The sequence below is a fragment of the Dactylosporangium sp. NPDC051087 genome (genome assembly GCF_055586325.1).
In genome coordinates, this window is sequence record NZ_JBVJIJ010000022.1 from 203661 (window position 1) to 230567 (window position 26907).

Below are 26907 nucleotides of genomic sequence, written 5' to 3' on the forward strand. Positions count from 1 at the left end.
CGTGCGTCCCGGCCGCCGGGCACCCGCACGCTGTCACGAGGAGCCGAGCGAGATGGCGAACGAGGACAAGCTCCGCGACTACCTCAAGCGGGTGACGGCCGACCTGCGCCAGGCCAACCGGCGGCTGCGGGAGCTCGAGGAACGCGACCGGGAGCCGATCGCCGTCGTCGGCATCGGCTGCCGCTTCCCCGGCGGCGTCACCGGCCCCGACGCGCTCTGGGACCTGGTCGCCGGCGAACGCGACGCCGTCACCGGCGTGCCGGTCAACCGCGGCTGGGACTTCGAGCGCATCTACGACCCGACCCCGGGGCGTCCCGGCCGCACGTATGCCCGCGACGGCGGCTTCCTGCACGACGCCGACGCGTTCGACGCCGGCTTCTTCGGCATCTCCCCGCGCGAGGCCCTCGCCATGGACCCGCAGCAACGGCTGCTGCTGGAGACCACGTGGGAGGCCCTGGAGGACGCCGGGATCGACCCGGAGCGCGTCCGCGACACCGACACCGGCGTGTTCGTCGGCGCCAGCCACCAGGGGTACGGCACCGCCACCGAGGGCGCCCCCGAAGGCGTCGAGGGACACCTGCTCACCGGCGGCGCCGCGGCCGTGCTGTCCGGGCGGCTCGCGTACACGTTCGGCACCCGCGGCCCCGCCGTCACCGTCGACACCATGTGCTCCTCCTCGCTCGTCGCGCTGCACCTCGCGGTCCGCTCGCTGCGGGCGGGGGAGTGCGGCATGGCCGTCGTCGGCGGCGCCACCGTCATGGCGGTCCCGCAGTCGTTCATCGAGTTCTCCCGCCAGCGCGGCCTCGCCCCCGACGGCCGCTGCAAGGCGTTCTCCGACGACGCCGACGGCACCGGCTGGGGCGAGGGCGTCGGCGTGCTGCTCCTGCAGCGCCTGTCCGACGCGGTCGTCGCCGGCCACCGGGTCCTCGCCGTCGTGCGCGGGTCCGCGGTGAACCAGGACGGCGCCTCCAACGGGCTCACCGCCCCGAACGGCCCGGCGCAGCAGCGGGTCATCCGCGCCGCCCTCGCCGACGCCGGCCTGGAAGCGTCCGACGTGGACGCGGTCGAGGCGCACGGCACCGGCACCACCCTCGGCGACCCGATCGAGGCGGAGGCGCTGCTCGCCACGTACGGTCAGGGCCGCCAGACGCCGCTGTGGCTCGGCACCCTGAAGTCGAACCTCGGCCACACCCAGGCCGCCGCCGGTGTCGCCGGGGTCATCAAGGCCGTCCTCGCGATGCGGCACGGCGTCCTGCCCCGCACACTGCACGTCAGCGCCCCGTCGTCGAAGGTCGACTGGTCGGCGGGAGCGGTGCGGCTGCTCACCGACGCGCGGCCGTGGCCCGCCACCGACCGGCCGCGCCGCATCGGCGTCTCCGCGTTCGGCGCCAGCGGCACCAACGCCCACGTGCTGCTGGAACAGGCACCGGCGGCGGCCGAGACCGGCTCCCCGTCGCTTCCGGTCCTTCCGGTGCTGCCGTTGACCCTCTCCGCGCGGACCGCGCAGGCGCTGCCGGCCCAGGCCGCCGCGCTGGCCGCGTTCCTCGACGAGCACCCCGGGCTCGACGCCGCCGACGTCACCGTGACGCGGGCGACCGCCCGGGCGCACCTGGAGCACCGGGCCGTCGTGCTCGGCGCCGACCGGACCGCGCTGACCCGTGGCCTCGCCGCGCTCGCGGCCGGCGACCTGGACCCTGACGTCGTCACCGGCACCGCCGACCCCGAGGCGGCCTCGGCGATGCTGTTCACCGGCCAGGGCGCGCAGTTCCCGGGCATGGGCCGCGGCCTCTACACCGCTTTCCCGGTGTTCGCCGCCGCCTACGACGAGGTGTGCGCCTACATCACCGGCCTGCGGGACGTGTCGGGGGAACTGCTCGACGAGACCCGGTGGACGCAGCCGGCCCTCTTCGCCGTCGAGGTCGCGGTGTACCGCCTTCTCGAATCGTGGGGCGTCAAGCCCGGCTTCCTCCTCGGCCACTCGATCGGTGAGCTGGCCGCCGCGCACGTGGCGGGGGTGTGGTCCCTGGCTGACGCGTGCAAGGTGGTCGAGGCGCGGGGCCGGTTGATGCAGGCGTTGCCGAGCGGTGGTGCGATGGTCGCGGTCCAGGCGTCTGAGGCGGACGTGCGTGCGGTGCTGGTCGACGGCGCTGAGATCGCGGCGGTCAACGGTCCGGATGCGGTGGTGGTCTCGGGTGACGAGGACGCGGTCCTGACGGTTGCGGCCCGGTTTGAGAAGACGAAGCGGTTGCGGGTGTCGCATGCGTTCCATTCGGCGCGGATGGACGGGATGCTCGACGCGTTCCGTGAGGTCTTGTCGACGGTGACGTTCAACCCGCCGGTGATTCCGATCGCGGTGACGTCGACGGGTGATGTGACCGATCCGGAGTACTGGGTGCGGCAGGTCCGTGGCACGGTCCGGTTCGCTGATGCGGCCTCGTCGTTGCGGGCGAAGGGTGTGACCCGGTTCCTGGAGGTCGGCCCCGACGGGGTCTTGTCGGCGCTGGTCGGCGGGGTTCCCGCGATGCGCAAGGGCCGCGACGAGGTCACCACGCTGCTCGCCGCGGTCGCGCAGACCCACGTCACCGGCTGGTCCCCGGACTGGGCCGCGCTGCTCGACGGCAACCGGGTCGGACTGCCCACGTACACGTTCCAGCGGGACCGGTTCTGGCTCGCCGCCACGACCCGCACGTCCACAGTGGACGGCTGGCTCTACCACGAGACCTGGAAACCCGTCCCCGCCGCCGCCCCGGCCCTCGGCGGGACCTGGCTGCTCGTCACCCACACCGGCGACCAGCCCCTGCACGACACGCTCACCCGGGCCGGCGCGACCGTCCGCACGCTCACCGTGGACGAGCACGTGGACCGGGCGGCGCTCACCGGGCTCCTGGCCGCCGCCGGGGACAGGGTCACCGGGGTCGTGTCGACCCTCGCCGCGTCCACCACCCCGTCGACCGGCCCGGCGCCGGTCACCGCCGGCGTCACGGACACCCTCACGCTCCTGCAGGCCCTCGGCGACGCGGGCGTCGACGCGCCCCTGTGGTGCGTCACCGGCGGCGCCGTCAGCGCCGGCGACGATGTCATCGACCCGATGCAGGCCGCCGTCTGGGGGCTCGGCCGGGTCGCCGCCCTCGAACACCCCGACCGCTGGGGCGGCCTGATCGACCTCACCGGCGACCTCGACCTGCTTCCCGCGGTGCTCGGCGGCGGCGAGGACCAGGTCGCCATCCGCGGCGGAGCGGTGCACGCCCGCCGGATCGCCAGGTCGGCCGGACCCGGCGGGGCCCCGGCGGCCTGGCGGCCACGCGGTGCGGCCCTCGTCACCGGCGGCACCACCGGGCTCGGCGCGCAGACCGCCCGCTGGCTCGCCCGGCACGGCGCGAGCCACCTCGTGCTGCTCAGCCGCCGCGGCGACGACGCACCCGGCGTCGCCGAGCTGCGCGACGAGCTCACCGCCCTCGGCGCCGGGGTCACCGTCGCCGCGTGCGACGTCGCCGACCGCGACGCGCTCACCGCGCTCGTCGGGACCCTCGAAGCCGAACACGGCCCGATCCGCACCGTCGTGCACGCCGCCGGCGTCGGCGTCCTCGGCCGCCTCCGCGACACCACCCCCGCCGACCTCGCCGCCGCGACCGCCGCGAAGCTCGGCGGCGCCGCGAACCTCGACGCCGTCTTCGACCGGGACACCGTCGACCGGTTCGTCATGTACGCCTCCGTCGCCGGCGTCTGGGGCAGCGGCGACCACGGTGCGTACGCCGCCGCGAACGCCTACCTCGACGCGCTCGCCCAGGCCCGCCGTGCCCGCGGCCGGGCCGGGACGTCGATCGCGTGGGGCATCTGGAGCCCGGAGAGCGGCGGCATGGCCCGCGCCGACGTCCGCTCGTCGGCGAACTGGCACGGCATCACGTTCATGGCCCCCGCCGACGCCCTCGACGCCCTGCACCACGTCCTGGACCGGGACGCGGCCACCGCCGTCGTCGCCGACGTCGACTGGGCGCAGTTCGCGCCGCTGTTCGCCGCCGCCCGGCCCCGACCGCTGATCGCCGACCTGCCCGACGCCGCGGCGGCGCTCGCCCCGGCCGCCACGCCCACGGCCGGTGCGGGCGACGCCGGGCTGCGCGGGCTCGCCGACGCCGACCGGCTCCGCGCCCTGCAGGACCTCGTCCGGGCCGGCGCCGCCGCCGCGCTCGGCCACCGGGGCGGCTACGCCGTCGACGGCACCCGCTCGTTCCGCGACCTCGGGTTCGACTCGCTGACGGCCCTGGAACTGCGGGACACGCTGACCCAGCGCACCGGGCTGCGGCTGCCGTCGACCGTCGTCTTCGACTACCCGAGCGTCGACGCGCTCGCCGCGCACCTGCACCACGAGCTCGGCGGCGGCACCGCCCCGGCCGGCGAGGCGCGGACGGCCGCCGCCGCCGCCGACGAGCCGATCGCCATCGTCGGCATGAGCTGCCGCTTCGCCGGCGGCGTCGAGTCGCCCGCGGACCTGTGGACGCTGCTGAGCGAGGGCGGCGACGCGATCGGCCCGCTGCCCTCCGACCGCGGCTGGGACACCGACAACCTGTACGACCCGGACCCCGACCGGGCCGGCCGCAGCTACGTCCGCGACGGCGGCTTCCTCCGCGACGCCGTCCGCTTCGACCCGTCACTGTTCGGGATCTCGCCGCGGGAGGCCATCGCGATGGACCCGCAGCAGCGGCTGCTGCTCGAGGTCGCCTGGGAGGCGTTCGAGGCCGCCGGCATCGACCACACCACCCTGCGCGGCACCCCGGCGGGCGTGTACGTCGGCGCCGCCGGCGGTGACTACGGCGCCCGCCTGCCGCAGGTACCCGACGGTCACGAGGGCCACCTCATCATCGGCACCGAGAGCAGCGTCGCGTCCGGCCGCATCGCCTACACGTTCGGGCTCGAAGGACCGGCCGTCACCGTCGACACCGCCTGCTCGTCGGGCATGGTCGCCACGCACCTGGCCGCGCAGGCGCTGCGCCGCGGCGAGTGCGACCTCGCCCTGGCCGGCGGGGTCGCCGTCATGTCGTCGCCGGCCGCGTTCATCGGGTTCAGCCGGCAGCGCGGGCTCGCCGCCGACGGCCGCTGCAAGGCGTTCTCCGACGACGCCGACGGCATGGGCCTCGCCGAGGGCGCCGGCATGCTCGTCCTGGAGCGGCTCAGCGACGCGCGGGCCCGCGGCCACCGGGTCCTGGCCGTCGTTCGCGGCTCCGCGCTCAACCAGGACGGCGCCTCCAACGGGCTCACCGCCCCGAACGGCCCGGCGCAGCAGCGGGTCATCCGCGCCGCCCTGCACGCCGCCGGCCTCGGACCATCCGATGTGGACGCCGTCGAGGCGCACGGCACCGGCACCGCGCTCGGCGACCCGATCGAGGCGCAGGCGCTGCTCGCGACCTACGGCCAGGACCGGGACACCCCGATCTGGCTCGGCTCGCTGAAGTCCAACGTCGGGCACACCCAGGCCGCCGCCGGGATCGGCGGCATCATCAAGATGGTCCTCGCCATGCGGCACGGCGTCCTGCCGCGGACCCTGCACGTCGACGACCGGCCGTCCACGCACGTCGACTGGACCGCCGGCGCCGTGGAGCTGCTCACCGTGGCCCGCGACTGGCCCGACACCGGCCGTCCGCGCCGGGCCGGGGTGTCGTCGTTCGGGGTGTCCGGCACCAACGCGCACGTGATCCTGGAGGCCGCCCCCGCACCTGCGGCGGAGCCCGTCGCGGGCGTCCAGCCGGCCGCGGTGCCGGTCCTGCTGTCGGCGCACAGCGACGAGGCGCTGCGTGCCCAGGCCGGGCGGCTCGCCGGCCACCTGACCGGCACCGGCGACGCGCTCGCCGACGCCGCCTGGTCGCTGCTCACCGCGCGGGCCGCGTTGCCGCACCGGGCGGTCGTCGCCGGCACCGACCGGGACGACATCGTGCGGCAGCTGGCCGGGCTCGCCGCCGGTACACCAGCGGCCGCCACCGTCACCGGCGTCACCCGGCCCGGCGGGAAGGTCGCGTTCGTGTTCCCCGGCCAGGGCTCGCAATGGCTCGGCATGGGCGTCGAGCTCCTCGCCACCGAACCCGTGTTCGCCGAGCGCATCGCGGCCTGCGAGGCGGCCCTCGCGCCGTTCGTCGACTGGTCGCTGACCGCGGTGCTGCGCGGCGACGCCGGCGCGCCGGGCTTCGACCGGGTCGACGTCGTCCAGCCTGTCCTGTGGGCCGTGATGGTGTCCCTGGCCGCCTGGTGGACGTCCCGCGGCGTCACCCCCGACGTCGTCGTCGGGCACTCCCAGGGCGAGATCGCCGCGGCCTGCGTCGCCGGGATCCTCACCCTCGACGACGCCGCCCGGGTCGTCGCCCTGCGCAGCCAGGCGCTGTCGGTCCTCGCCGGGCGCGGCGGGATGCTGTCCGTCGCGCTGCCGCAGGACCTGGCGGCCGAGCGGCTCACGCCGTGGGCGGACCGGCTCAGCGTCGCCGCCGTCAACGGCACCGCGTCCGTCGTCGTCTCCGGCGACGTGGGCGCGCTCGCCGAGCTCGCCGACGCGTGCACCGCCGACGGGGTCCGCACCCGCCGGGTCGAGGTGGACTACGCGTCGCACTGCGCGCACGTGGAGGCGATCCACGAGCAGCTCCTCGACGTGCTCGCGCCCGTCGCCCCGCGCCCGGCGCGGATCGAGTTCCACTCCACGGTCGGCGCCGACGTGAGCGACATCGCCGTGGGCGGCGCCGAGTACTGGTACCGCAACCTGCGGCACAGCGTCCAGTTCGCGCCCGCCGTGCGGGACCTCGCCGACGCCGGCGTCACCGTCTTCGTCGAGGTGAGCGCCCACCCGGTCCTCGTCCCCGGTGTCCAGGAGACCCTGGAGGACGTCGACGCCGTGGTCACCGGGACGCTGCGCCGCGACGACGGCGGACCCGCCCGGCTGCTCACGGCGCTGGGCGCGTTGCACGTGCACGGCATCGCCGTGGACTGGGCGTCCGCGTTCGGCGCCGGGCGGCGCGTCGTCGACCTGCCGACGTATGCGTTCCAGCGGCAGCGGTACTGGCTGGACGCCCCGCCCCAGGCTGCCGCCGGCGACGGCGTGGACGCCCGCTTCTGGCAGCTCGTCGAGCAGCAGGACCTGCGGGAGCTCGCCGCGACGCTCGACGTGGCACCCGACGCCGTCGAAGGGCTGCTGCCGGCGCTGTCCCGGTGGCGCCGGGAGCAGGCGGACCGGGTCGCGCTGGACGCCTGGCGGTACCGCATCCGCTGGCAGCCCGTGACCGACGCCCCGGCCACGCCGGCGGGGCGGTGGCTGGTCGTGCTGCCCGCCGCCGACCGGGCCGGTGCCTGGACCGGGCACCTCGTCGCCGAGCTGCTCGCCGCCGGGGTCCGCGCCGATGTGCTGACGCTGCCCGTACACGCGGACCGGGCGACGACGGCCGCGCACCTGCGGACCGCGCTGGACAGCGACCCCGCGCCGGACCGGGTGCTGTCGCTGCTGGCCGTCGACGAGCTGCCGCACGCCGCCGGGTCGGCGCTGCCGGCCGGGTTCGTCGCCACCGTGACCCTGCTGCAGGCCCTGGGCGACGTGGGGTGTGCCGCGCCGCTGTGGGTGGCGACCAGCGGTGCCGTCGCCGCCGGCGCCGCTGACCCGGTGAGCGCGCCCCTGCAGGCGATGACCTGGGGCCTCGGGCGCATCGCCGCACTCGAGCACCCGGACCGGTGGGGCGGCCTCGTCGACCTGCCCGCCGACATCACCGCGGGCACCGTCGCCCGGCTCGCCGCGGTCGTCACCGGCCAGGACGGCGAGGACCAGGTCGCCGTGCGCGGCACCGGCACGTACGCGCGCCGCCTGGTGCGCGCCGGCACCGCGCCGGCCGCCCGCGACGGCCGGTGGCGCCCGGACGGGACCGTCCTGGTCACCGGCGGGACCGGTGGCATCGGCGCGCGGCTGGCCCGCTGGCTCGCCGCCGAGGGCGCCGGTCACCTGCTGCTCACCAGCCGCCGCGGCCCCGACGCGCCCGGCGCCGCCGAGCTCGCCCGGGAACTGCGCGACGCCGGCTGCGACGTCACCGTCGCCGCCGTCGACGTCACCGACCGCGCCGCCCTCGCCGCGCTCCTCGCCGAGGTGCCCGAGGACCGGCCGCTGCGGTCCGTGTTCCACGCCGCCGCCGTCCTCGACGACGGTGTCATCGACGGGGTCACCGCCGCACGGGCCGCCGCCGTCGCCGCACCGAAGTCCGACGCGGCCCTGCACCTGCACGACCTGACCAGCGACCTGGACCTCAACGCGTTCGTGCTGTTCTCGTCCCTCGGCGGCACGCTCGGCGGGCCCGGGCAGGGCACGTACGCCGCCGCGAACAGCCTCCTCGACGCGCTCGCCCAGCAGCGGCAGGCCGCAGGGCTCCCGGCCACCTCCGTCGCCTGGGGCGTCTGGGCCGGCGACGGCCTCGCCGCCGGCGGGACCGGCGAGTCCGCCCGCCGCCAGGGCATGCTCCCGATGGACCCGGGCAAGGCGATCAGCCTCCTGCACCGCGCCCTCGACGACGGCGACACCTGCATCGCGGTCGCCGACGTCGACTGGAGCCGGTACGCGCCCGCGTTCACCGCGTCGCGGCCCAGCCCCGCCCTGCGCGACCTGCCGGAGGCCGCGCCACCCGCCGGCGAGACCGCCGGTCAGGGTGTCCCGCTCGGCCGTGAGCTCGCCGGGCTGCCCGCCGCCGAGCAGGAGGCCCGGCTGCTGCAGCTCGTCCGCCGGCACGCCGGCGCGGTCCTCGGCTTCTCCGACGACGCCGCCGTCGACCCGGGCCGCGCGTTCCGCGACCTCGGCTTCGACTCCCTCACCGCCGTCGAGCTGCGCAACCGGCTCGGCGCCGCCACCGGCCTGCGGCTGCCGGTGACCCTGGTCTTCGACCACCCGACCGCGATCACCCTCACCCGCCACCTGCTCGGCGAACTCGTCGGCGGCCTCGACGCGCCGGCGGTCGAGACCGGCCCGCGGGAGGTGGACGACGACCCGATCGCGATCGTCGCGATGACCTGCCGGCTGCCCGGCGGCGTGCACAGCCCCGAGGACCTGTGGCGGATCCTCACCGACGAGGTCGACGCCGTCGGAGCGTTCCCCACCGACCGCGGCTGGGACATCGACGGGCTCTACGACCCGGACCCCGAACGGTCCGGCACGTTCTACACCCGCGAGGGCGGCTTCCTGCACGACGCCGCCGCGTTCGACCCCGGGTTCTTCGGCATCTCCCCGCGCGAGGCCCTCGCCATGGACCCGCAGCAGCGGCTGCTGCTCGAAACGTCATGGGAGGCGTTCGAACGGGCCGGGATCGACCCGGCGACGGCCCGCGGCAGCCGCACCGGCGTCTTCGTCGGCTCCAACTACCACGACTACGTGTGCCGCCTGCACACCGCGCCGGAAGGCTTCGAGGGGCAGCTCGCGCTCGGCAGCGCCGGCAGCGTCGCGTCGGGCCGCATCTCGTACCTGTTCGGCCTCGAAGGACCCGCGCTGACCGTCGACACGGCCTGCTCGTCGTCGCTGGTCGCGTTGCATCTCGCCATGCAGGCGCTGCGCCGCGGCGACTGCAGCCTCGCCCTCGCCGGCGGTGTCACGATCATCTCCTCGACCGACACGTTCGTCGAGTTCAGCCGGCAGCGGGCGCTGTCACCCGACGGGCGGTGCAAGGCGTTCTCCGCGTCCGCCGACGGGGCCGGCTGGGCCGAAGGCGTCGCCCTGGTCCTCGTCGAACGGCTCTCCGACGCCGTCGCCAACGGCCACCCCGTCCTCGCCGTCGTCCGCGGCTCCGCCGTCAACCAGGACGGCGCCTCCAACGGGCTCACCGCCCCGAACGGTCCCGCCCAGCAGCGCGTCATCCGGCAGGCCCTCGCCGACGCCGGGCTGCGCCCCGCGGACGTCGACGTCGTCGAGGCGCACGGCACCGGCACGAGCCTCGGCGACCCGATCGAGGCGCAGGCGATCCTCGCGACGTACGGGCAGGACCGCGAGCGGCCGCTGCTGCTCGGCTCGGTGAAGTCGAACCTCGGGCACACCCAGGCCGCGTCCGGCGTCGCCGGGCTGATGAAGATGGTCCTGGCGCTGCGGCACGCGACGGTCCCCCGCACCCTGCACGTCGACGCGCCGTCCCCGCACGTCGACTGGGCGTCCGGCGCCGTCGCGCTCGCCACGTCGGCGCAGCCGTGGCCGGCCGGGGACCGCCCGCGCCGCGCCGGTGTCTCGTCGTTCGGCATCTCCGGCACCAACGCGCACGTCATCGTCGAGGAGCCGCCCGCGCTGCTGACCGCGCCCGCCGTCCGTGCCGCCGCGCTGCCCGTCGTGCCGGTGCTCGTCTCCGGCCGGTCCGAGGCGGCGCTGGGCGAGCAGCTGACCCGGCTGGAGTCGTTCGTCGCCGAACGTCCCGGCCTCGACCCGCTCGACGTCGCGTACTCCCTCGCGACCGGCCGGTCGGCGTTCGAGCACCGGGCGGTCCTGCTCGCCGGCACCGTGACCCGCGGCCGGGTCCGCGACGGCGGGTCCGCGATGCTGTTCACCGGCCAGGGCGCCCAGCGGTCCGGCATGGGCCGCGGCCTGCACGCGACGTTCCCGGTCTTCGCGGCTGCCTATGACGAGGTGTGCGCCCACATCGGGGGTCTCGCTCAGGTCGAGGGTGACCTGCTCGACGAGACGCGGTGGACGCAGCCGGCCCTGTTCGCCGTCGAGGTCGCGCTGTACCGGCTCCTCGAATCGTGGGGTCTCAGGCCCGACTTCCTCCTCGGCCACTCGATCGGTGAGCTGGCCGCGGCGCACGTCGCCGGGGTCTGGTCTCTGGAGGACGCGTGCAAGGTCGTCGAGGCGCGGGGCCGGTTGATGCAGGCGTTGCCGGCTGGTGGTGCGATGGTCGCGGTCCAGGCCACTGAAGAGGCGGTCCGTGCGGTGCTGGTCGACGGCGCTGAGATCGCGGCGGTCAACGGCCCGGACGCGGTGGTGGTCTCCGGTGATGAGGACGCGGTCCTGACGGTTGCCGCCCGGTTCGAGAAGACGAAGCGGTTGCGGGTGTCGCACGCGTTCCATTCGGCGCGGATGGACGGGATGCTCGACGCGTTCCGCGAGGTCCTGTCGACGGTGACGTTCAACCCGCCGGTGATCCCGATCGCGGTGACGTCGACCGGTGACGTGACCGATCCCGAGTACTGGGTCCGGCAGGTCCGCGGCACGGTCCGGTTCGCCGACGCGGTCGCGGCCGTCCAGCAGAAGGGCGTGACCCGGTTCCTGGAGGTCGGCCCCGACGGCGTGCTGTCGGCGATGGTCGACGGCATCCCCGCCATGCGGCGGGACCGCGACGAGCCGCTGACCGTGATGACCGCCGTCGCGCAGGCGCACGTCACCGGCTGGTCCCCGGACTGGGCCGCGGTGCTTGCCGGCGGCCGGCAGGTCGAACTGCCCACGTATGCGTTCCAGCGGCAGCGGTACTGGCTGGACGCCCCCGCCGAGGCCGCCGACCCCGCCGCGCTCGGCCTGGACACCACCCGGCACCCGCTGCTCGGCGCCGGCGTCCCCCTCGCCGACACCGGCGGGCACCTCTTCACCAACCGGCTGTCGATCGCCGACCAGCCGTGGCTCGCCGACCACCGGGTCATGGACACCGTCCTGCTGCCCGGCACCGCCCTCGTCGAGCTCGCCCTGTCCGCCGGCGACGCCGTCGGCTGCGACCGGATCGAGGAGCTCACCCTGCAGGCCCCGCTCGTCCTGCCGGAGCCCGGTGCGCTGCAGCTGCAGGTCACCGTCGGCGCCGCCGACGGCTTCGGCACCCGCACGCTGCAGGTGCACTCCCGCGACGCCGGCGGCGGCGACGACACCTGGACGGCGCACGCCACCGGCCGGGTCGCCGCCGCCCGCACCTGGGACGCGCCGGACTTCACCGAATGGCCGCCCGCCGGCGCCGAGCCCGTCGACCTCGAAGGCCTGTACGACACCCTCGCCGGCGCCGGGTTCGACTACGGGCCGTCGTTCCAGGCGCTGCGGCGGGTGTGGCGCCGAGACGGTGTCGTCTACGCCGAGGCCGCCCTCGCCGACACCGAACGCGCCGACGCCGGCCGTTACCTGCTGCACCCGGCGCTGCTCGACGCCGCCCTGCACACCCTCGCGTTCGCCGACGGGGTCGCCGGGCGCGGCGTCCTGCCGTTCTCGTTCGAGCGGGTGTCGCTCAGCGCCGTCGGCGCGACCGCGGTGCGGGTCCGGCTCACCGGAAGCGGCACCGACACCGTGACCGTCGACCTCGCCGACCACACCGGCCGGCCACTCGCCGCCATCGGCACCCTCGTGCTGCGCCCGGTCACCGCGGACCAGGTGAAGGCGGCCCGGTCGCAGTACCACGACTCGCTGTTCCGGGTCGACATGGTCATGAACCCGGTCGCGCCCGCCCGGGACCACACCGGCCAGCGGTGGGCGGTCCTCGGCCTCAACCCGGTCAAGCTCGTCAAGGCGCTCGGCACCACCGGCGCCGCCGTCGAGAGCTACCCGGACCTCGAGGCGCTGCGCGACGCGGTCGCCGCCGGTGCCGCCGTCCCGGACCGGGTCGTCGTCTCCTGCACCGACCGGCCCGAGGGCGCCGACATGGCGGCCCGGGTCCGCACCGCCACCTACTGGGCCCTCGACCTCGTCCAGGCCTGGCTCGCCGAGGAACGCTTCACCGGCTCCCGCCTCGTCTTCGTCACCCACAGTACCGGCGGCGAAACCGTCGAGGATTTGGCGTGGGCGCCCGTGTGGGGCCTCGTCCGGTCGGCGCTGACCGAGAACCCGGACCGGTTCGTCCTGCTCGACATCGACGACCGCGACGTGTCCTACGCCGCGCTGCCCGCCGCGCTCATGTGCGGGGAGGGCAACGTCGCCGTCCGCGTCGGCGGTGTCCACGTGCCGAGGCTCGCGAGGGTCGCCGCCGCGCCCGGCGTCAGCCCGTCGGCGACGTGGGACTCGACGGGCACCGTCCTGGTCACCGGCGGCACCGGCGACCTCGGCGGGCTCATCGCCCGGCACCTCGCGGGTGAGCACAACGTCCGGCACCTGCTGCTCACCAGCCGCCGCGGTCTCGCCGCGGAGGGCGCGGTCGAGCTGCGGCAGGCGCTGCTCGACCTGGGCGCCGAGGTGACGATCGCCGAGTGCGACGTCGCCGACCGCGACGCCCTCGCCGCGGTCCTCGCCGCGATCCCCGCCGACCGCCCCCTCACCGGTGTCGTGCACACCGCCGGGGTCGTCGACGACGGGGTCGTCTCGGCGCTCACCCGCGAACAGGTCGACACGGTGCTGCGCCCGAAGGTGGACGCCGCGCTCAACCTCGACGAGCTGACCCGCGACCTGCCGCTGTCGGCGTTCGTCCTGTTCAGCTCCATGGCCGGCACGTTCGGCGGCACCGGCCAGGCGAACTACGCGGCCGCGAACACGTTCCTGGACGCTCTGGCCCACCAGCGGCGCGCCGCCGGCCTCCCGGCGCTGTCCCTCGCGTGGGGGCTGTGGGAGCAGGGCAACGGCATGACGGCGAAGCTCGACGGCGGCGACCTGCAGCGGATGGCCCGTGGTGGCCTCGCACCGCTGTCCCACGCCGAAGGGCTCGCGCTGTTCGACGTGGCCTGCGTCGTCGACGAGGCGGTCCTCATCCCGGCGCGGCTCGTCATCGACGCGATCCGGGCGGTCGCGGGCACGGAGGCGGTGCCGGCCATCATGCGCGGCCTCGTCGGCCGGCCCACCCGGCAGGCCGTCACCACCGGCGGCCCCGCCGAGCAGGCCGAGACCCTCGCCGCGCGGCTCGCCCGGCTCAGCGCCGCCGAACGGCAGCGCACCGTCCTGGACCTGGTCCGGGCCGAGGCCGCGGTCGTGCTCGGCTACCCGGGCCCGGACGCCGTCGAACCCGACCGTGGCTTCCTCGAGCTCGGCTTCGACTCCCTCACCGCCCTGGAGCTGCGCAACCGGCTCGCCGCCGCGTCCGGGCTGCGGCTGCCGGCGACGCTGCTGTTCGACTACCCGTCGCCGGACGCGATGGCCGGGCACGTCCTCGGCCACCTCGTCCAGGACGACGCCGAGGCCCCGTTCGCGGTCCTCGACGACTTCGAGGCGGCGCTCGCCGCGGCACTCGACGAGGACACCCGGGACCGGCTCGCGGGCCGGTTGCAGGTGCTGCTCGCCAGGCTCACCGACCGCGGGACCGGGTCCGGCACCGCGGTCGTCGAGCGGCTCGACACGGCAAGCGACGACGAGATGTTCGCCTTCATCGACAACGATCTCGGCCTTTCGTAGCGCCGCCCTCCCGTTCCCAGAAAGGCCCGATCGATGAACGAAGACAAGCTGCGCGAGTACCTCAGGCGCGTGACGGTCGATCTGCACCGGACCCGGGAGCGGCTCAAGGACGTCGAGGAACGGGAGCAGGAGCCGATCGCGATCGTCGCGATGAGCTGCCGGTACCCGGGCGGTGTACGCACCCCCGAGGACCTGTGGCAGCTCGTCGCCGAGGGCCGCGACGCGATCGGGCCGTTCCCGGACAACCGCGGCTGGGACCTGGAGAACCTGTTCCACCCCGACCCGGACCACCGCGGCACGTCGTACGGCAGCGAAGGAGGCTTCCTCTACGACGCCGACGAGTTCGACCCGGCCCCCTTCGGTGTCTCGCCCCGCGAGGCGCTCGGCATGGACCCGCAGCAGCGGCTGCTGCTGGAGACCGCGTGGGAGGCCTTCGAACGCGCCGGCCTCGACGCGAGCACCCTGCGCGGCAGCCGCACCGGCGTCTTCGTCGGCGTCATGTACAACGACTACGGCGCCCGGCTCCGCGAGATCCCCGAAGGCATGGAGGGCTACGTCGGCAACGGCAGCTCACCCAGCATCGCCTCCGGCCGCATCGCATACACGTTCGGCCTCGAAGGACCCGCGGTCACCGTCGACACCGCGTGCTCGTCGTCGCTGGTCGCGCTGCACCTGGCGGCGACGGCGCTGCGCCGCGGCGAGTGCAGCCTCGCCCTCGCCGGTGGTGTCACCGTCATGTCGACCCCGAACACGTTCATCGGCTTCAGCCGGCAGCGTGGTCTGTCCGTCGACGGCCGCTGCAAGTCGTTCTCCGACGACGCCAACGGCACCGGCTGGGGCGAGGGCGCCGGGCTGCTGCTCGTCGAGCGGCTCTCCGACGCCCGCCGCAACGGCCACCGCGTCCTGGGCCTGCTGCGCGGGTCCGCCGTCAACCAGGACGGTGCGTCCAGCGGGCTCACCGCCCCGAACGGTCCGGCGCAGCAGCGGGTGATCCGGGCGGCGCTCGCCTCGGCGGACCTGCAGCCGTCCGATGTGGACGTCGTGGAGGCGCACGGCACGGGGACGACGCTCGGTGACCCGATCGAGGCGCAGGCGCTGATCGCCGCGTACGGCCGGGACCGGCAGGCGCCGTTGTGGCTGGGGTCGGTGAAGTCGAACCTGGGGCACACGCAGGCGGCGTCGGGTGTCGCCGGGGTCATCAAGATGGTCCTCGCCATGCGGCACGGGCAGTTGCCGCAGACGCTGCACGTCACCGAACCCTCGACGCACGTCGACTGGAGCGACGGCACCGTCCGGCTGCTGACGTCGGCGCAGCCGTGGCCGTCCGCCGAGCGTCCCCGCCGCGCCGGGGTGTCGTCGTTCGGGGTGTCCGGCACCAACGCCCACGTCATCATCGAACAGGCGCCGCCGCCCGAGCCGGCCGAGCCGCCGACCGCCGAGGCGCCTGAGACCGAGCCGCCCGCCGCCGAGGCGCCGCCGGCGCTGCCGGTCGTGCCGTGGCTGCTGTCCGGGCGTACCGCCGCGACCGTCCCCGCGCAGGCCCGCCACCTCGCCGCGGCGCTGGCCGCCGCGCCGGACCTCGACCCGGCCGACGTCGCGTTCACGCTCGCGACCGCCCGCACCACGACCGAGCACCGTGCCGTCGTCCTCGGCACCGATCAGGCCTCGCTGCGGGCCGCGCTCGCCTCCGACGGTCTTGTCCGCGGTCTCGTGACGCCCGGCCGGTCCGCGATGCTGTTCACCGGTCAGGGCGCCCAGTGGTCCGGCATGGGCCGCGGCCTGCACGCGGCCTTCCCGGTGTTCGCCGCCGCCTACGACGAGGTGTGCGCGCACATCGAGGGTCTCGCTCAGGTCGAGGGCGACGTTCTCGACGAGACGCGGTGGACGCAGCCGGCCCTCTTCGCCGTCGAGGTCGCGGTGTACCGGCTCCTCGAGTCGTGGGGTCTCAAGCCGGACCACCTGCTTGGTCACTCGATCGGTGAGCTTGCTGCCGCGCACGTGGCCGGGGTGTGGTCCTTGGCGGACGCGTGCAAGGTTGTCGAGGCGCGTGGCCGGTTGATGCAGGCGCTGCCGGCCGGTGGTGCGATGGTCGCGGTCCAGGCGTCCGAAGAGGCGGTCCGTGCTGTGCTGGTCGACGGCGCTGAGATCGCGGCGGTCAACGGCCCGGATTCGGTGGTGGTCTCCGGTGACGAGGCGGCTGTGCTGGACGTTGCGGCGCGGTTCGAGAAGACGAAGCGGTTGCGGGTGTCGCATGCGTTCCATTCGGCGCGGATGGACGGGATGCTCGACGCGTTCCGTGAGGTCTTGTCGACGGTGACGTTCAACCCGCCGGTGATTCCGATCGCGGTGACGTCGACGGGTGATGTGACCGATCCGGAGTACTGGGTGCGGCAGGTCCGTGGCACGGTCCGGTTCGCTGATGCGGCTTCGTCGTTGCGGGCGAAGGGTGTGACCAGATTCCTGGAGGTCGGCCCGGACGGGGTGCTGTCCGCGCTGGTCGACGGCATCCCGGCCATGCGGAAGGGCCGCGACGAGCCGCTGACCGTGATGACCGCCGTCGCGCAGGCGCACGTCACCGGCTGGTCCCCGGACTGGCGCACCGTCATCGGCGACCGCGACCTCGTCGACCTGCCCACGTACGCGTTCCGGCGGGACCGGTTCTGGCTCGACGACCCCGCCGCCCGCACCGACGCCGGCGCCGTCGGGCTGCAGCCCGTCGACCACCCGCTGCTCGGTGCAGCGCTCGGCCTCGCCGACGGCGGCGGGTTCGTCTTCACCAGCCGCCTCTCCCTGCGCGACCAGCCGTGGCTGCGCGACCACGTCGTCCTCGGCGTCCCGCTCGTGCCCGCCACCGCCCTCGTCGACCTCGCCGTCCGCGCCGGGGAGATGCTCGACTGCGGGCACCTCGGCGAACTCGCCGTCGAGACGCCACTCGCCCTGCCCGACCCCGGCGCGGTGCACCTGCAGGTCACGGTCGGCGCGCCCGACGACACCGGCAGCCGCCCCGTCACGGTGTACTCCCGCACCGCCGCCACCGACACCACCGCGGAGAGCACCGCGGAGACGGCCGACTGGACCCGGCACGCGACCGGGCGTCTGCAACCCGGGCACCGCTGGGACACCGCCGACCTCACCGAGTGGCCGCCGCCGGGCGCGACCCAGGTCCCCACCGGCGGGCTGTACGGCACCCTCGCCGACGCCGGGCTCGGCTACGGCCCCGCGTTCCAGGGCGTACGCGCCGTCTGGCGCCGCGGCGGCGACCTGTTCGCCGAGGTCAGCCTCCCCGAGACGGCCCGCGACGACGTCGCCCGCTTCGGCGTCCATCCCGCGCTCCTCGACGCCGTCCTGCACACCCTCGGCCTCACCGAGCACACCGGCGGCGGCACGCAGCTGCCGTTCGCGTTCCGCGGCGTGTCCGTCCGGACCAGCGGCGCCGTCGCCGTCCGGGCGCGGCTCACCCTGACCGGTGCCACCACCGTCGCCGTCGACGTCGCCGACGGGACCGGCCGTCCCGTCGCGTCGATCGAGGCCCTCGACCTGCGCCCGGTGACCGCCGGGCAGCTCGCCGCGACCCGCGCCACCGACCTGTTCCGGCTCGACCTGGTCCCGGCCGACACGACCGGCGGGCACCGGCACCGCTACGCCGTCCTCGGCCCCGACCCGGCCGGGACCGCCACGGCCCTGATCGCCGCCGGCGACACCGTCGACCGGTACGACGACCTCGCCGCGCTCCGCGCCGCCGGCACCGCCCCCGAGCGGGTCGTGGCCACCGTCGACGGCGGCGCCGCCCCGCATGACCGGACCGCCGCGGCGCTCGCGCTCGTGCAGGGGTGGCTCGCGGACCCGCCCGCCGGCGCCACGCTCCGGCTCGTCGTGCCCGCCTCGGGACCGGACGCTGTCACGGCGGCGGCCGTGGCCGGTCTGATCCGCTCCGCCGAAGCGGAACACCCCGGCACGTTCGGGGTCGTCGAGGTCGCCGAGTACGGCCCCGCGGTCGCCGCCGCGCTCACGCTCGACGAACCGTCCGCCGTCGTCCGCGGCGACGCCGTCCTCGTCCCGCGGCTCGCCCGCGCCGGCGCCGCCCCGGCCGGAGCGACGCCGGCGGCGACGTTCGGCGGCGACGGGACCGTGCTGGTCACCGGCGGGCTCGGCGGGCTCGGGGCGCACGTCGCCCGGCACCTCGTCACCGCCCACGGCGTCCGGCACCTGCTCCTCGCCGGGCGCCGCGGCCTCGACACCGACGGCGCCGCCGCGCTGCGCGACGAACTGGCCGGGCACGGCGCCACCGTCACCGTCGCCGCGTGCGACGTCGCCGACCGCGCCGCCGTCGCCGCGCTCCTCGCCGCGGTGCCCGCCGGGCACCCGCTGACCGGGGTCGTGCACACCGCCGGGATCGCCGACGACGCCGTCGTCACGGACCTCACCGCGGAGCGGGTCGCCGCGATCCTCCGCCCGAAGACCGACGGCGCCCTGCACCTGCACGAGCTCACCCGCGACCTGGACCTGACGGCGTTCGTGCTGTACTCGTCGCTCGCCGGGATCGTCGGCGGCGCCGCGCAGGCCGGGTACGCCGCCGCGAACAGCGCCCTGGACGCCCTCGCCGCCCAGCGCCACGCCGACGGCCTGCCGGCGCTGTCCCTGGCGTGGGGGCTTTGGGACACCGCCAGCGGCATCACCGCCCACCTCGACGACGCCGACCGGCAGCGCCTCGCCCGCAGCGGCGTCGCGCCGCTGCCCACCGCGGACGCCCTGGCACTGTTCGACGCCGCCTGCGCCGGCCCGGCCGCGCTCGCCGTCCCGGCGCGGCTGCGACCCGACGCGCTGCGGGCCGCCACCGTGCCCGCCGTCCTCAGCGGACTCACCGGCTCCACCGCCCGGCGAGAGACCCGCGACGACGACTCCCTGCGCCGGCGGCTGTCGCGCATGCCCGGGGACGCCCGGATCCCGGCGCTGCTGCGCCTCGTCCGTCTCGAAGCGGCCACCGTCCTCGGCCACGCCACCGGCGACGACGTCGACCCGCACCGGGGGTTCCTCGACGCCGGGTTCGACTCCCTCATGGCCCTCGAGCTGCGCAACCGGCTCGCCGCCGCGACCGGGCTGACGCTGCCGGCCACCGTCCTGTTCGACCACCCGGCGCCCCTCGCCATGGCCACGCACCTCCTCGGCGAGCTGCACCTGGCCACCGTCACCGCCGCCGCGCCGGCCGCCGCGGTCCCCACCGACGAACCCGTCGCGATCGTGGCCATGAGCTGCCGGTACCCGGGCGGCGTGCAGACCCCCGAGGACCTGTGGCGGCTCGTCGCCGACGGCACCGACGCCGTCGGACCGTTCCCCGCCGACCGCGGCTGGCCCGTCGACCGCCTCTACCACCCCGACCCGGACCACCGCGGCACCAGCTACGCCCGCGAGGGCGGCTTCCTCTACGACGCCGCCGCGTTCGACGCCGACTTCTTCGGCATGTCACCCCGCGAGGCCCTCGCCACCGACCCGCAGCAGCGGCTGCTGCTCGAATCGTCGTGGGAGCTGCTGGAACGCGCCGGCCTCGACCCGGTCGCCCTGCGCGGCACCCCGACCGGCGTGTTCGTCGGCCTCATGTACAGCGACTACGCCGCCCGCGTCCACGAGGTCCCCGACGGCCTCGAAGGACACCTCGGCAACGGCAGCGCCCCCAGCGTCGCCTCCGGCCGGGTCGCCTACACGTTCGGGTTCGAAGGACCCGCGGTCACGATCGACACGGCGTGCTCGTCGTCGCTGGTCGCGCTGCACCTGGCGGCGCAGGCGCTGCGCCGCGGCGAGTGCGGCCTCGCCCTCGCCGGGGGCGTCACCGTCATGTCGACGCCCGGCACGTTCGTCGGCTTCTCCCGCCAGCGCGGCCTGGCCCCCGACGGCCGCTGCAAGGCGTTCTCCGACGACGCGGACGGCACCGGCTGGGGCGAGGGCGTCGGCCTGCTGCTCCTGGAGCGGCTGTCCGACGCGGTCGCCAACGGCCATCCGATCCTCGCCGTCGTGCGCGGGTCAGCGGTGAACCAGGACGGCGCGTCCAGCGGGCTCACCGCCCCGAACGGTCCGGCGCAGCAGCGGGTGATCCGGGCGGCGCTCGCCTCGGCGGACCTGCAGCCGTCCGATGTGGACGTCGTGGAGGCGCACGGCACGGGGACGACGCTCGGTGACCCGATCGAGGCGCAGGCGCTGATCGCCGCGTACGGCCGGGACCGGCAGGCGCCGTTGTGGCTGGGGTCGGTGAAGTCGAACCTGGGGCACACGCAGGCCGCGTCGGGTGTCGCCGGGGTCATCAAGATGGTCCTCGCCATGCGGCACGGGCAGCTGCCGCAGACGCTGCACGTCACCGAACCGTCGACGCACGTCGACTGGTCGTCGGGGGCGGTCGAGCTGCTCACCGACGCGCGGCCGTGGCCCGCCGCCGCCGACCGTCGGCGCCGGGCTGGGGTGTCGTCGTTCGGGATCTCCGGCACCAACGCGCACGTGATCCTGGAGGAGCCTCCCGCTGTGCCGGTCGTGGCGGGGGAGCGGGTGGTGTTGCCGGTGGTGCCGTGGCCGCTGTCGGCGCGGACCCCGGAGGCTCTCGACGCGCAGGTGGCCCAGGTGCGTGAGGGTGATCCTGTCGATGTCGGCTATTCCCTGGCGACGGGCCGGTCGGCGTTCGAGCACCGCGCGGTGCTGCTCGGTGACGTTGTGGTCCGCGGCCGGGTCCGTGACGGTCTGTCCGCGATGCTGTTCACCGGTCAGGGCGCGCAGTGGTCCGGGATGGGCCGCGGCCTGCACGCGGCGTTCCCCGTCTTCGCCGCCGCTTATGACGAGGTGTGCGCGCACATCGAGGGTCTCGCGCAGGTCGAGGGTGACCTGCTCGACGAGACGCAGTGGACGCAGCCGGCCCTCTTCGCGGTCGAGGTGGCGGTCTATCGCCTCTTGGAGTCGTGGGGCCTCAAGCCCGACCACCTCTTGGGCCACTCGATCGGTGAGCTGGCCGCCGCGCACGTGGCGGGGGTCTGGTCCCTGGCTGACGCGTGCAAGGTGGTCGAGGCGCGGGGCCGGTTGATGCAGGCGTTGCCGAGCGGTGGTGCGATGGTCGCGGTCCAGGCGTCTGAGGCGGACGTGCGTGCGGTGCTGGTCGACGGCGCTGAGATCGCGGCGGTCAACGGTCCGGATGCGGTGGTGGTCTCGGGTGACGAGGACGCGGTCCTGACGGTTGCGGCCCGGTTTGAGAAGACGAAGCGGTTGCGGGTGTCGCATGCGTTCCATTCGGCGCGGATGGACGGGATGCTCGACGCGTTCCGTGAGGTCTTGTCGACGGTCACGTTCAACCCGCCGGTGATCCCGATCGCGGTGACGTCGACGGGTGATGTGACCGATCCGGAGTACTGGGTGCGGCAGGTCCGTGGCACGGTCCGGTTCGCTGATGCGGCTTCGTCGTTGCGGGCGAAGGGTGTGACCCGGTTCCTGGAGGTCGGCCCGGACGGCGTGCTGTCCGCGATGGTCGACGGGATCCCCGCCATGCGGAAGGACCGCGACGAGCCGCTGTCGTTGATGACCGCCGTCGCCCAGGCGCACGTCGCCGGATGGTCCCCGGACTGGACCCGGCTGTTCCAGGGCGCCCGCCGCGTCGACCTGCCCACGTACGCGTTCCAGCGGCAGCGGTACTGGCTCGACGCCGGCACCCCCGTCCAGTCCGAGGCCGACGCGCGGTTCTGGACCGCCGTCGAAGCCGGTGACCTGTCAGGGCTCACCGCGCAGCTCGGCCTCGACGACGGCGCCCTCGACACCGTCGCGCCCGCCCTCGCCTCCTGGCGGCACCGCAGCCGGCAGGAGTCCACGATGGACGGCTGCCTGTACAAGGAGACCTGGAAACCGCTGCTCGCGGCGGCCGCGAACCTCACCGGCACCTGGCTGCTGGTCGCCCCGGCCGACGACGTCCAGGCGGCGCTGGCGGCGGCCGGCGCCACCGTCCGGACCGTGACGGCGCCCGGCGACGTCACGGCCGCCGACCTCGACGACCTCGCCGGGGTCGTGTCGCTGCTGCCCGACGTGACCGGGACGCTCCTGCTCGTGCAGGCCCTCGCCGGTGTCGACGCGCCGCTGTGGTGCGTGACCCGGGACGCGGCAACGGATCCGGCCCAGCGCGCCGTGTGGGGCCTCGGCCGGGTCGTCGCCCTGGAGCACCCCGGCCGCTGGGGCGGGCTCGTCGACGTCGACGACACGGGCGTCGCGCTGCTGCCGGGTGTCCTCGGCGGGCCAGAGGACCAGATCCGGATCCGGTCCGGCAACGTCCACGGCCGGCGTCTCGCCCGGGCCGCCGCCGTGCCGGGCTGGCGCCCGACGGGGACGGTGCTCGTCACCGGCGGCACCGGCGCCCTCGGGGTCCACGTCGCCCGGTGGCTCGCCGCGGAAGGCGCTTCCAGGATCGTCCTGGTCAGCCGCCGCGGTCCGGACGCGCCCGGAGCCGCTGACCTCGACATCCCCGGCGTGGAGGTCGTGGCCGCCGACATCGCCGACGCCGCGGCCGTGGCGGACCTCGTCGCCCGGTACACGCCGGGCGCCGTCATCCACGCCGCCGGCATCCTGGACGACGGCACCGTAGACGGCCTCACACCCGAGCGGGTCGCCGCGGTGATGGCGGCGAAGGTCGACGGTGCGTTGCACCTGGACGCCGCCACCCGAGACCTGGACCTGGACGCGTTCGTGTTGTTCTCGTCGTTCGCCGGGTCGGTGGGGTCGGCGGGGCAGGGCAACTACGCCGCCGCGAACGCCGCCCTCGACGCGATCGCCGAGCGGCGCCGCGCCGCCGGTCTTCCTGCCGTGTCGATCGCGTGGGGGCCGTGGGCGGGTGACGGTATGGCCGGGGACCTCGGGGACCGGCACCGCCGCGGCGGCGTCCGGCCCATGAGCCCGGCCGCGGCCGTGACCGTCCTCGGGAAGGTCGGCGGCGACGCGACCGTCGCCGTCGCCGACATCGACTGGGACACGTTCGGGCCGGCGTTCGCCGCCGGCCGGCCGGCGCCGCTCCTCGACGGGCTGGCCCCGGCCGCCGCGGCGCCCGTGCGGCGCCGCCGGTTCGCGGACCTGCCCGCCGACGAGCTCGCCGGGCACCTCCTCGACGTCGTCCGCGGCCACGCCGCCACCGTCCTCGGCCACCCCGGCACCGACGCGATCCGCCGCGACCGGGCGTTCCGGGACCTCGGGTTCGACTCGCTCACCGCCGTCGAGTTCCGCAACGCGCTCACCGCGGACACCGGCGTCACCCTGCCGAGCACCGTCGTCTTCGACCACCCCACCCCGGAAGCGCTCGCCGACCTGCTGCTGTCCCACTTCACCGGTGCCACCACCGACCAGGTCACGCGTCCGGCGGCGGTACCGGCCGACGAACCGGTCGCGATCGTCGCCATGGCGGGCCGGTTCCCCGGCGCGGACACCGTGGAGGCACTGTGGACGCTGCTCGCCGACGGCCGGGACGGTGTCCGCGAGTTCCCCGCCGACCGCGGCTGGGACCTCGACTCCCTCTTCGACCCCGACCCCGACCGGACCGGCACCTCCTACGCGCGGGTCGGCGCGTTCCTGCAGGACGTCGCCGGGTTCGACGCCGGCTTCTTCGGCATCTCGCCGCGTGAGGCCCTGGCGATGGACCCGCAGCAGCGGCTGCTGCTGGAGACCGCGTGGGAGACGTTCGAGCGGGCCGGGATCGACCCCGCCACGCTGCGCGGCAGCGCCACGGGCGTGTTCGTCGGCACCAACGGCCAGGACTACCCGACGATCCTCGCCGCCGCCGAGGAGAACGTCGAGGGCTACCTCGGCACCGGCAACGCCGCCAGCGTCGCGTCGGGGCGGCTGTCGTACACGTTCGGTCTCGAAGGACCCGCGGTCACCGTCGACACCGCGTGCTCGGCGTCGCTGGTGGCGCTGCACCTGGCCGCGCAGGCGCTGCGCCGCGGCGAGTGCGGCCTCGCGCTCGCCGGTGGGGTCACGGTCATGTCGACGCCGGGCGCGTTCGTCGAGTTCTCCCGCCAGCGTGGTCTCGCGGCGGACGGGCACATCAAGGCGTTCTCCGACGACGCCGACGGCACCGGCTGGGGTGAGGGCGTCGGCCTGCTCCTCGTGGAGCGGCTGTCGGACGCGGTCGCCAACGGTCACCCGATCCTCGCTGTCGTGCGCGGGTCAGCGGTGAACCAGGACGGTGCTTCGAACGGGCTCACCGCCCCGAACGGCCCGTCGCAGCAGCGGGTCATCCGGGCCGCGCTCGCCGCCGCGGACCTCCGGCCGTCCGACGTGGACGCGGTCGAGGCGCACGGCACCGGGACGAGTCTCGGCGACCCGATCGAGGCGCAGGCACTCCTCGCCACCTACGGGCAGGACCGTGAGACGCCGCTGTGGCTGGGGTCGGTGAAGTCGAACCTCGGCCACACCCAGGCCGCCGCCGGCGTCGCGGGCATCATGAAGATGGTCCTCGCCCTGCAGCACCAGACCCTGCCCCGCACCCTGCACGTCACCGCACCCTCGTCCCACGTGGACTGGACCGGCGGCGCCGTGGAACTCCTCACCGAGCCGCGGCCGTGGCCCGCCGCCGCCGACCGTCGGCGCCGGGCTGGGGTGTCGTCGTTCGGGATCTCCGGCACCAACGCGCACGTGATCCTGGAGGAGCCTCCCGCTGCGCCGGTCGTGGTGGGAGAGCGGGTGGTGTTGCCGGTGGTGCCGTGGCCGCTGTCGGCGCGGACCCCGGAGGCTCTCGACGCGCAGGTGGCCCAGGTGCGTGAGGGTGATCCTGTCGATGTCGGCTATTCCCTGGCGACGGGCCGGTCGGCGTTCGAGCACCGCGCGGTGCTGCTCGGTGACGTTGTGGTCCGCGGCCGGGTCCGTGACGGTGGCTCGGCGATGCTGTTCACCGGTCAGGGCGCCCAGTGGTCCGGGATGGGACGCGGTCTGCACGCGGCGTTCCCGGTGTTCGCCGCCGTCTATGACGAGGTTTGCGCGCACATCGAGGGTCTGCGCGACGTGGAAGGTGCGGAACTCGACGAGACACAGTGGACGCAGCCGGCACTGTTCGCGGTCGAGGTCGCGGTGTACCGCCTCCTCGAATCGTCGGGTCTCAAACCCGACTTCCTCCTGGGCCACTCGATCGGTGAGCTGGCCGCCGCGCACGTGGCCGGGGTGTGGTCCTTGGCTGACGCGTGCAAGGTGGTCGAGGCGCGGGGCCGGTTGATGCAGGCGCTGCCGAGCGGTGGTGCGATGGTCGCGGTCCAGGCCACCGAAGAGGCGGTGCGTGCGGCGCTCGTCGACGGCGCTGAGGTCGCGGCGGTGAACGGGTCCGATGCGGTCGTGGTCTCAGGCGACGAGGCGGCTGTCGAAGCGACCGCCACGCGGTTCGAGAAGACGAAGCGGTTGCGGGTGTCGCACGCGTTCCATTCGGCGCGGATGGACGGGATGCTCGACGCGTTCCGCGAGTTCCTGTCGACGGTGACGTTCAACCCGCCGGTCATCCCGATCGTCACCACCTCGACGGGTGACGTGACCGATCCGGAGTACTGGGTCGGGCAGGTCCGCGGGACGGTCCGGTTCGCCGACGCCGTCGACACCGCCAAGGCGAAGGGTGTCACCAGGTTCCTGGAGGTCGGACCCGACGGCGTGCTGTCCGCGCTGGTCGACGGGATCCCCGCCATGCGGAAGAACCGCGACGAGCCGCTGTCGTTGATGACCGCCGTCGCGCAGGCGCACATCGCCGGCTGGTCCCCGGACTGGACCCGGCTCTTCGCCGGCGGCCGCCGCGTCGACCTGCCCACGTACGCGTTCCAGCGGCAGCGGTACTGGCCCACCGCCCGCCCCGCCACGCCGCCGGACACCGAGTTCTGGGCCGCCGTCGAATCCGGCGACCTCAGCGACCTGCTCGGCATCGACGCCGACGCGGTCGTCCCCGCCCTGACACAGTGGCGGCAGCGGCGGCAGTCCGCCGTGGACGGCTGGCTGTACCACGACACGTGGACCGCCCTGCCCCGCCACGGGACGACCCTCGACGGCACCTGGCTGGTCCTCGCCCCGACCGACGACACCGCCGTCGCCGGCGCCCTGAAAGAGGCCGGCGCCGACGTACGCGCGGTCGCCGTGCCCACCACCGCCGACCGTGACGTGCTCGCCGCGGACCTCCGCACGTACCTCGGGACCGGCCCGGTCAAGGGCGTCGTCGCGCTGCCCGCCGGCGCCGCCGACGCGCTCACGATCGTGCAGGCCCTCGCCGGTGTCGACGCGCCCCTGTGGTGCGTGACCCGCGACGCCGCCACCGACCCGGCCCAGCACGCCGTGTGGGGCCTCGGCCGGATCGTCGCCCTCGAACACCCCGAACGGTGGGGCGGCCTCGTCGACATCGGCGACGCCGACCTGGCGCTGCTCCCGAGCGTCCTGCGCGGCGCCGAGGACCAGGTCCAGGTCCGGTCCGGCGTCGCCTACGGCCGGCGCCTCACCAAAGCCACCAGAGCCACCAAAGCGTCCGCGGCGCCGGGCTGGCGTCCGTCGGGGACGGTCCTGGTCACCGGCGGTACCGGCGCCCTCGGGGTCCACGTCGCCCGGTGGCTGGCTGCGGAAGGTGCGTCCAGGATCGTCCTGGTCAGCCGCCGCGGTCCGGACGCCCCCGGCATGGCCGGCCTCGA

At 75.5% G+C, this 26907-nt stretch carries 2 protein-coding genes; both read left to right on the forward strand.

The window, feature by feature from the left end; genetic code table 11:
* The first annotated feature begins 52 nt into the window (after positions 1–52).
* Positions 53–14260, forward strand: a complete 14208-nt coding sequence (locus ACZ6TV_RS37165; protein ID WP_465302891.1) for a type I polyketide synthase — start codon at positions 53–55, stop codon at positions 14258–14260.
* A gap of 33 nt (positions 14261–14293) precedes the next feature.
* The coding region (locus tag ACZ6TV_RS37170) for a type I polyketide synthase (protein ID WP_465302893.1) at positions 14294–26907 on the forward strand (12614 nt) is incomplete at its 3' end.

What these genes read in the sequence shown, in the direction of transcription:
- ACZ6TV_RS37165 (WP_465302891.1), top strand. Translation starts at nt 53, where the DNA reads ATGGCGAACGAGGACAAGCTCCGCGACTACCTCAAGCGGGTGACGGCC.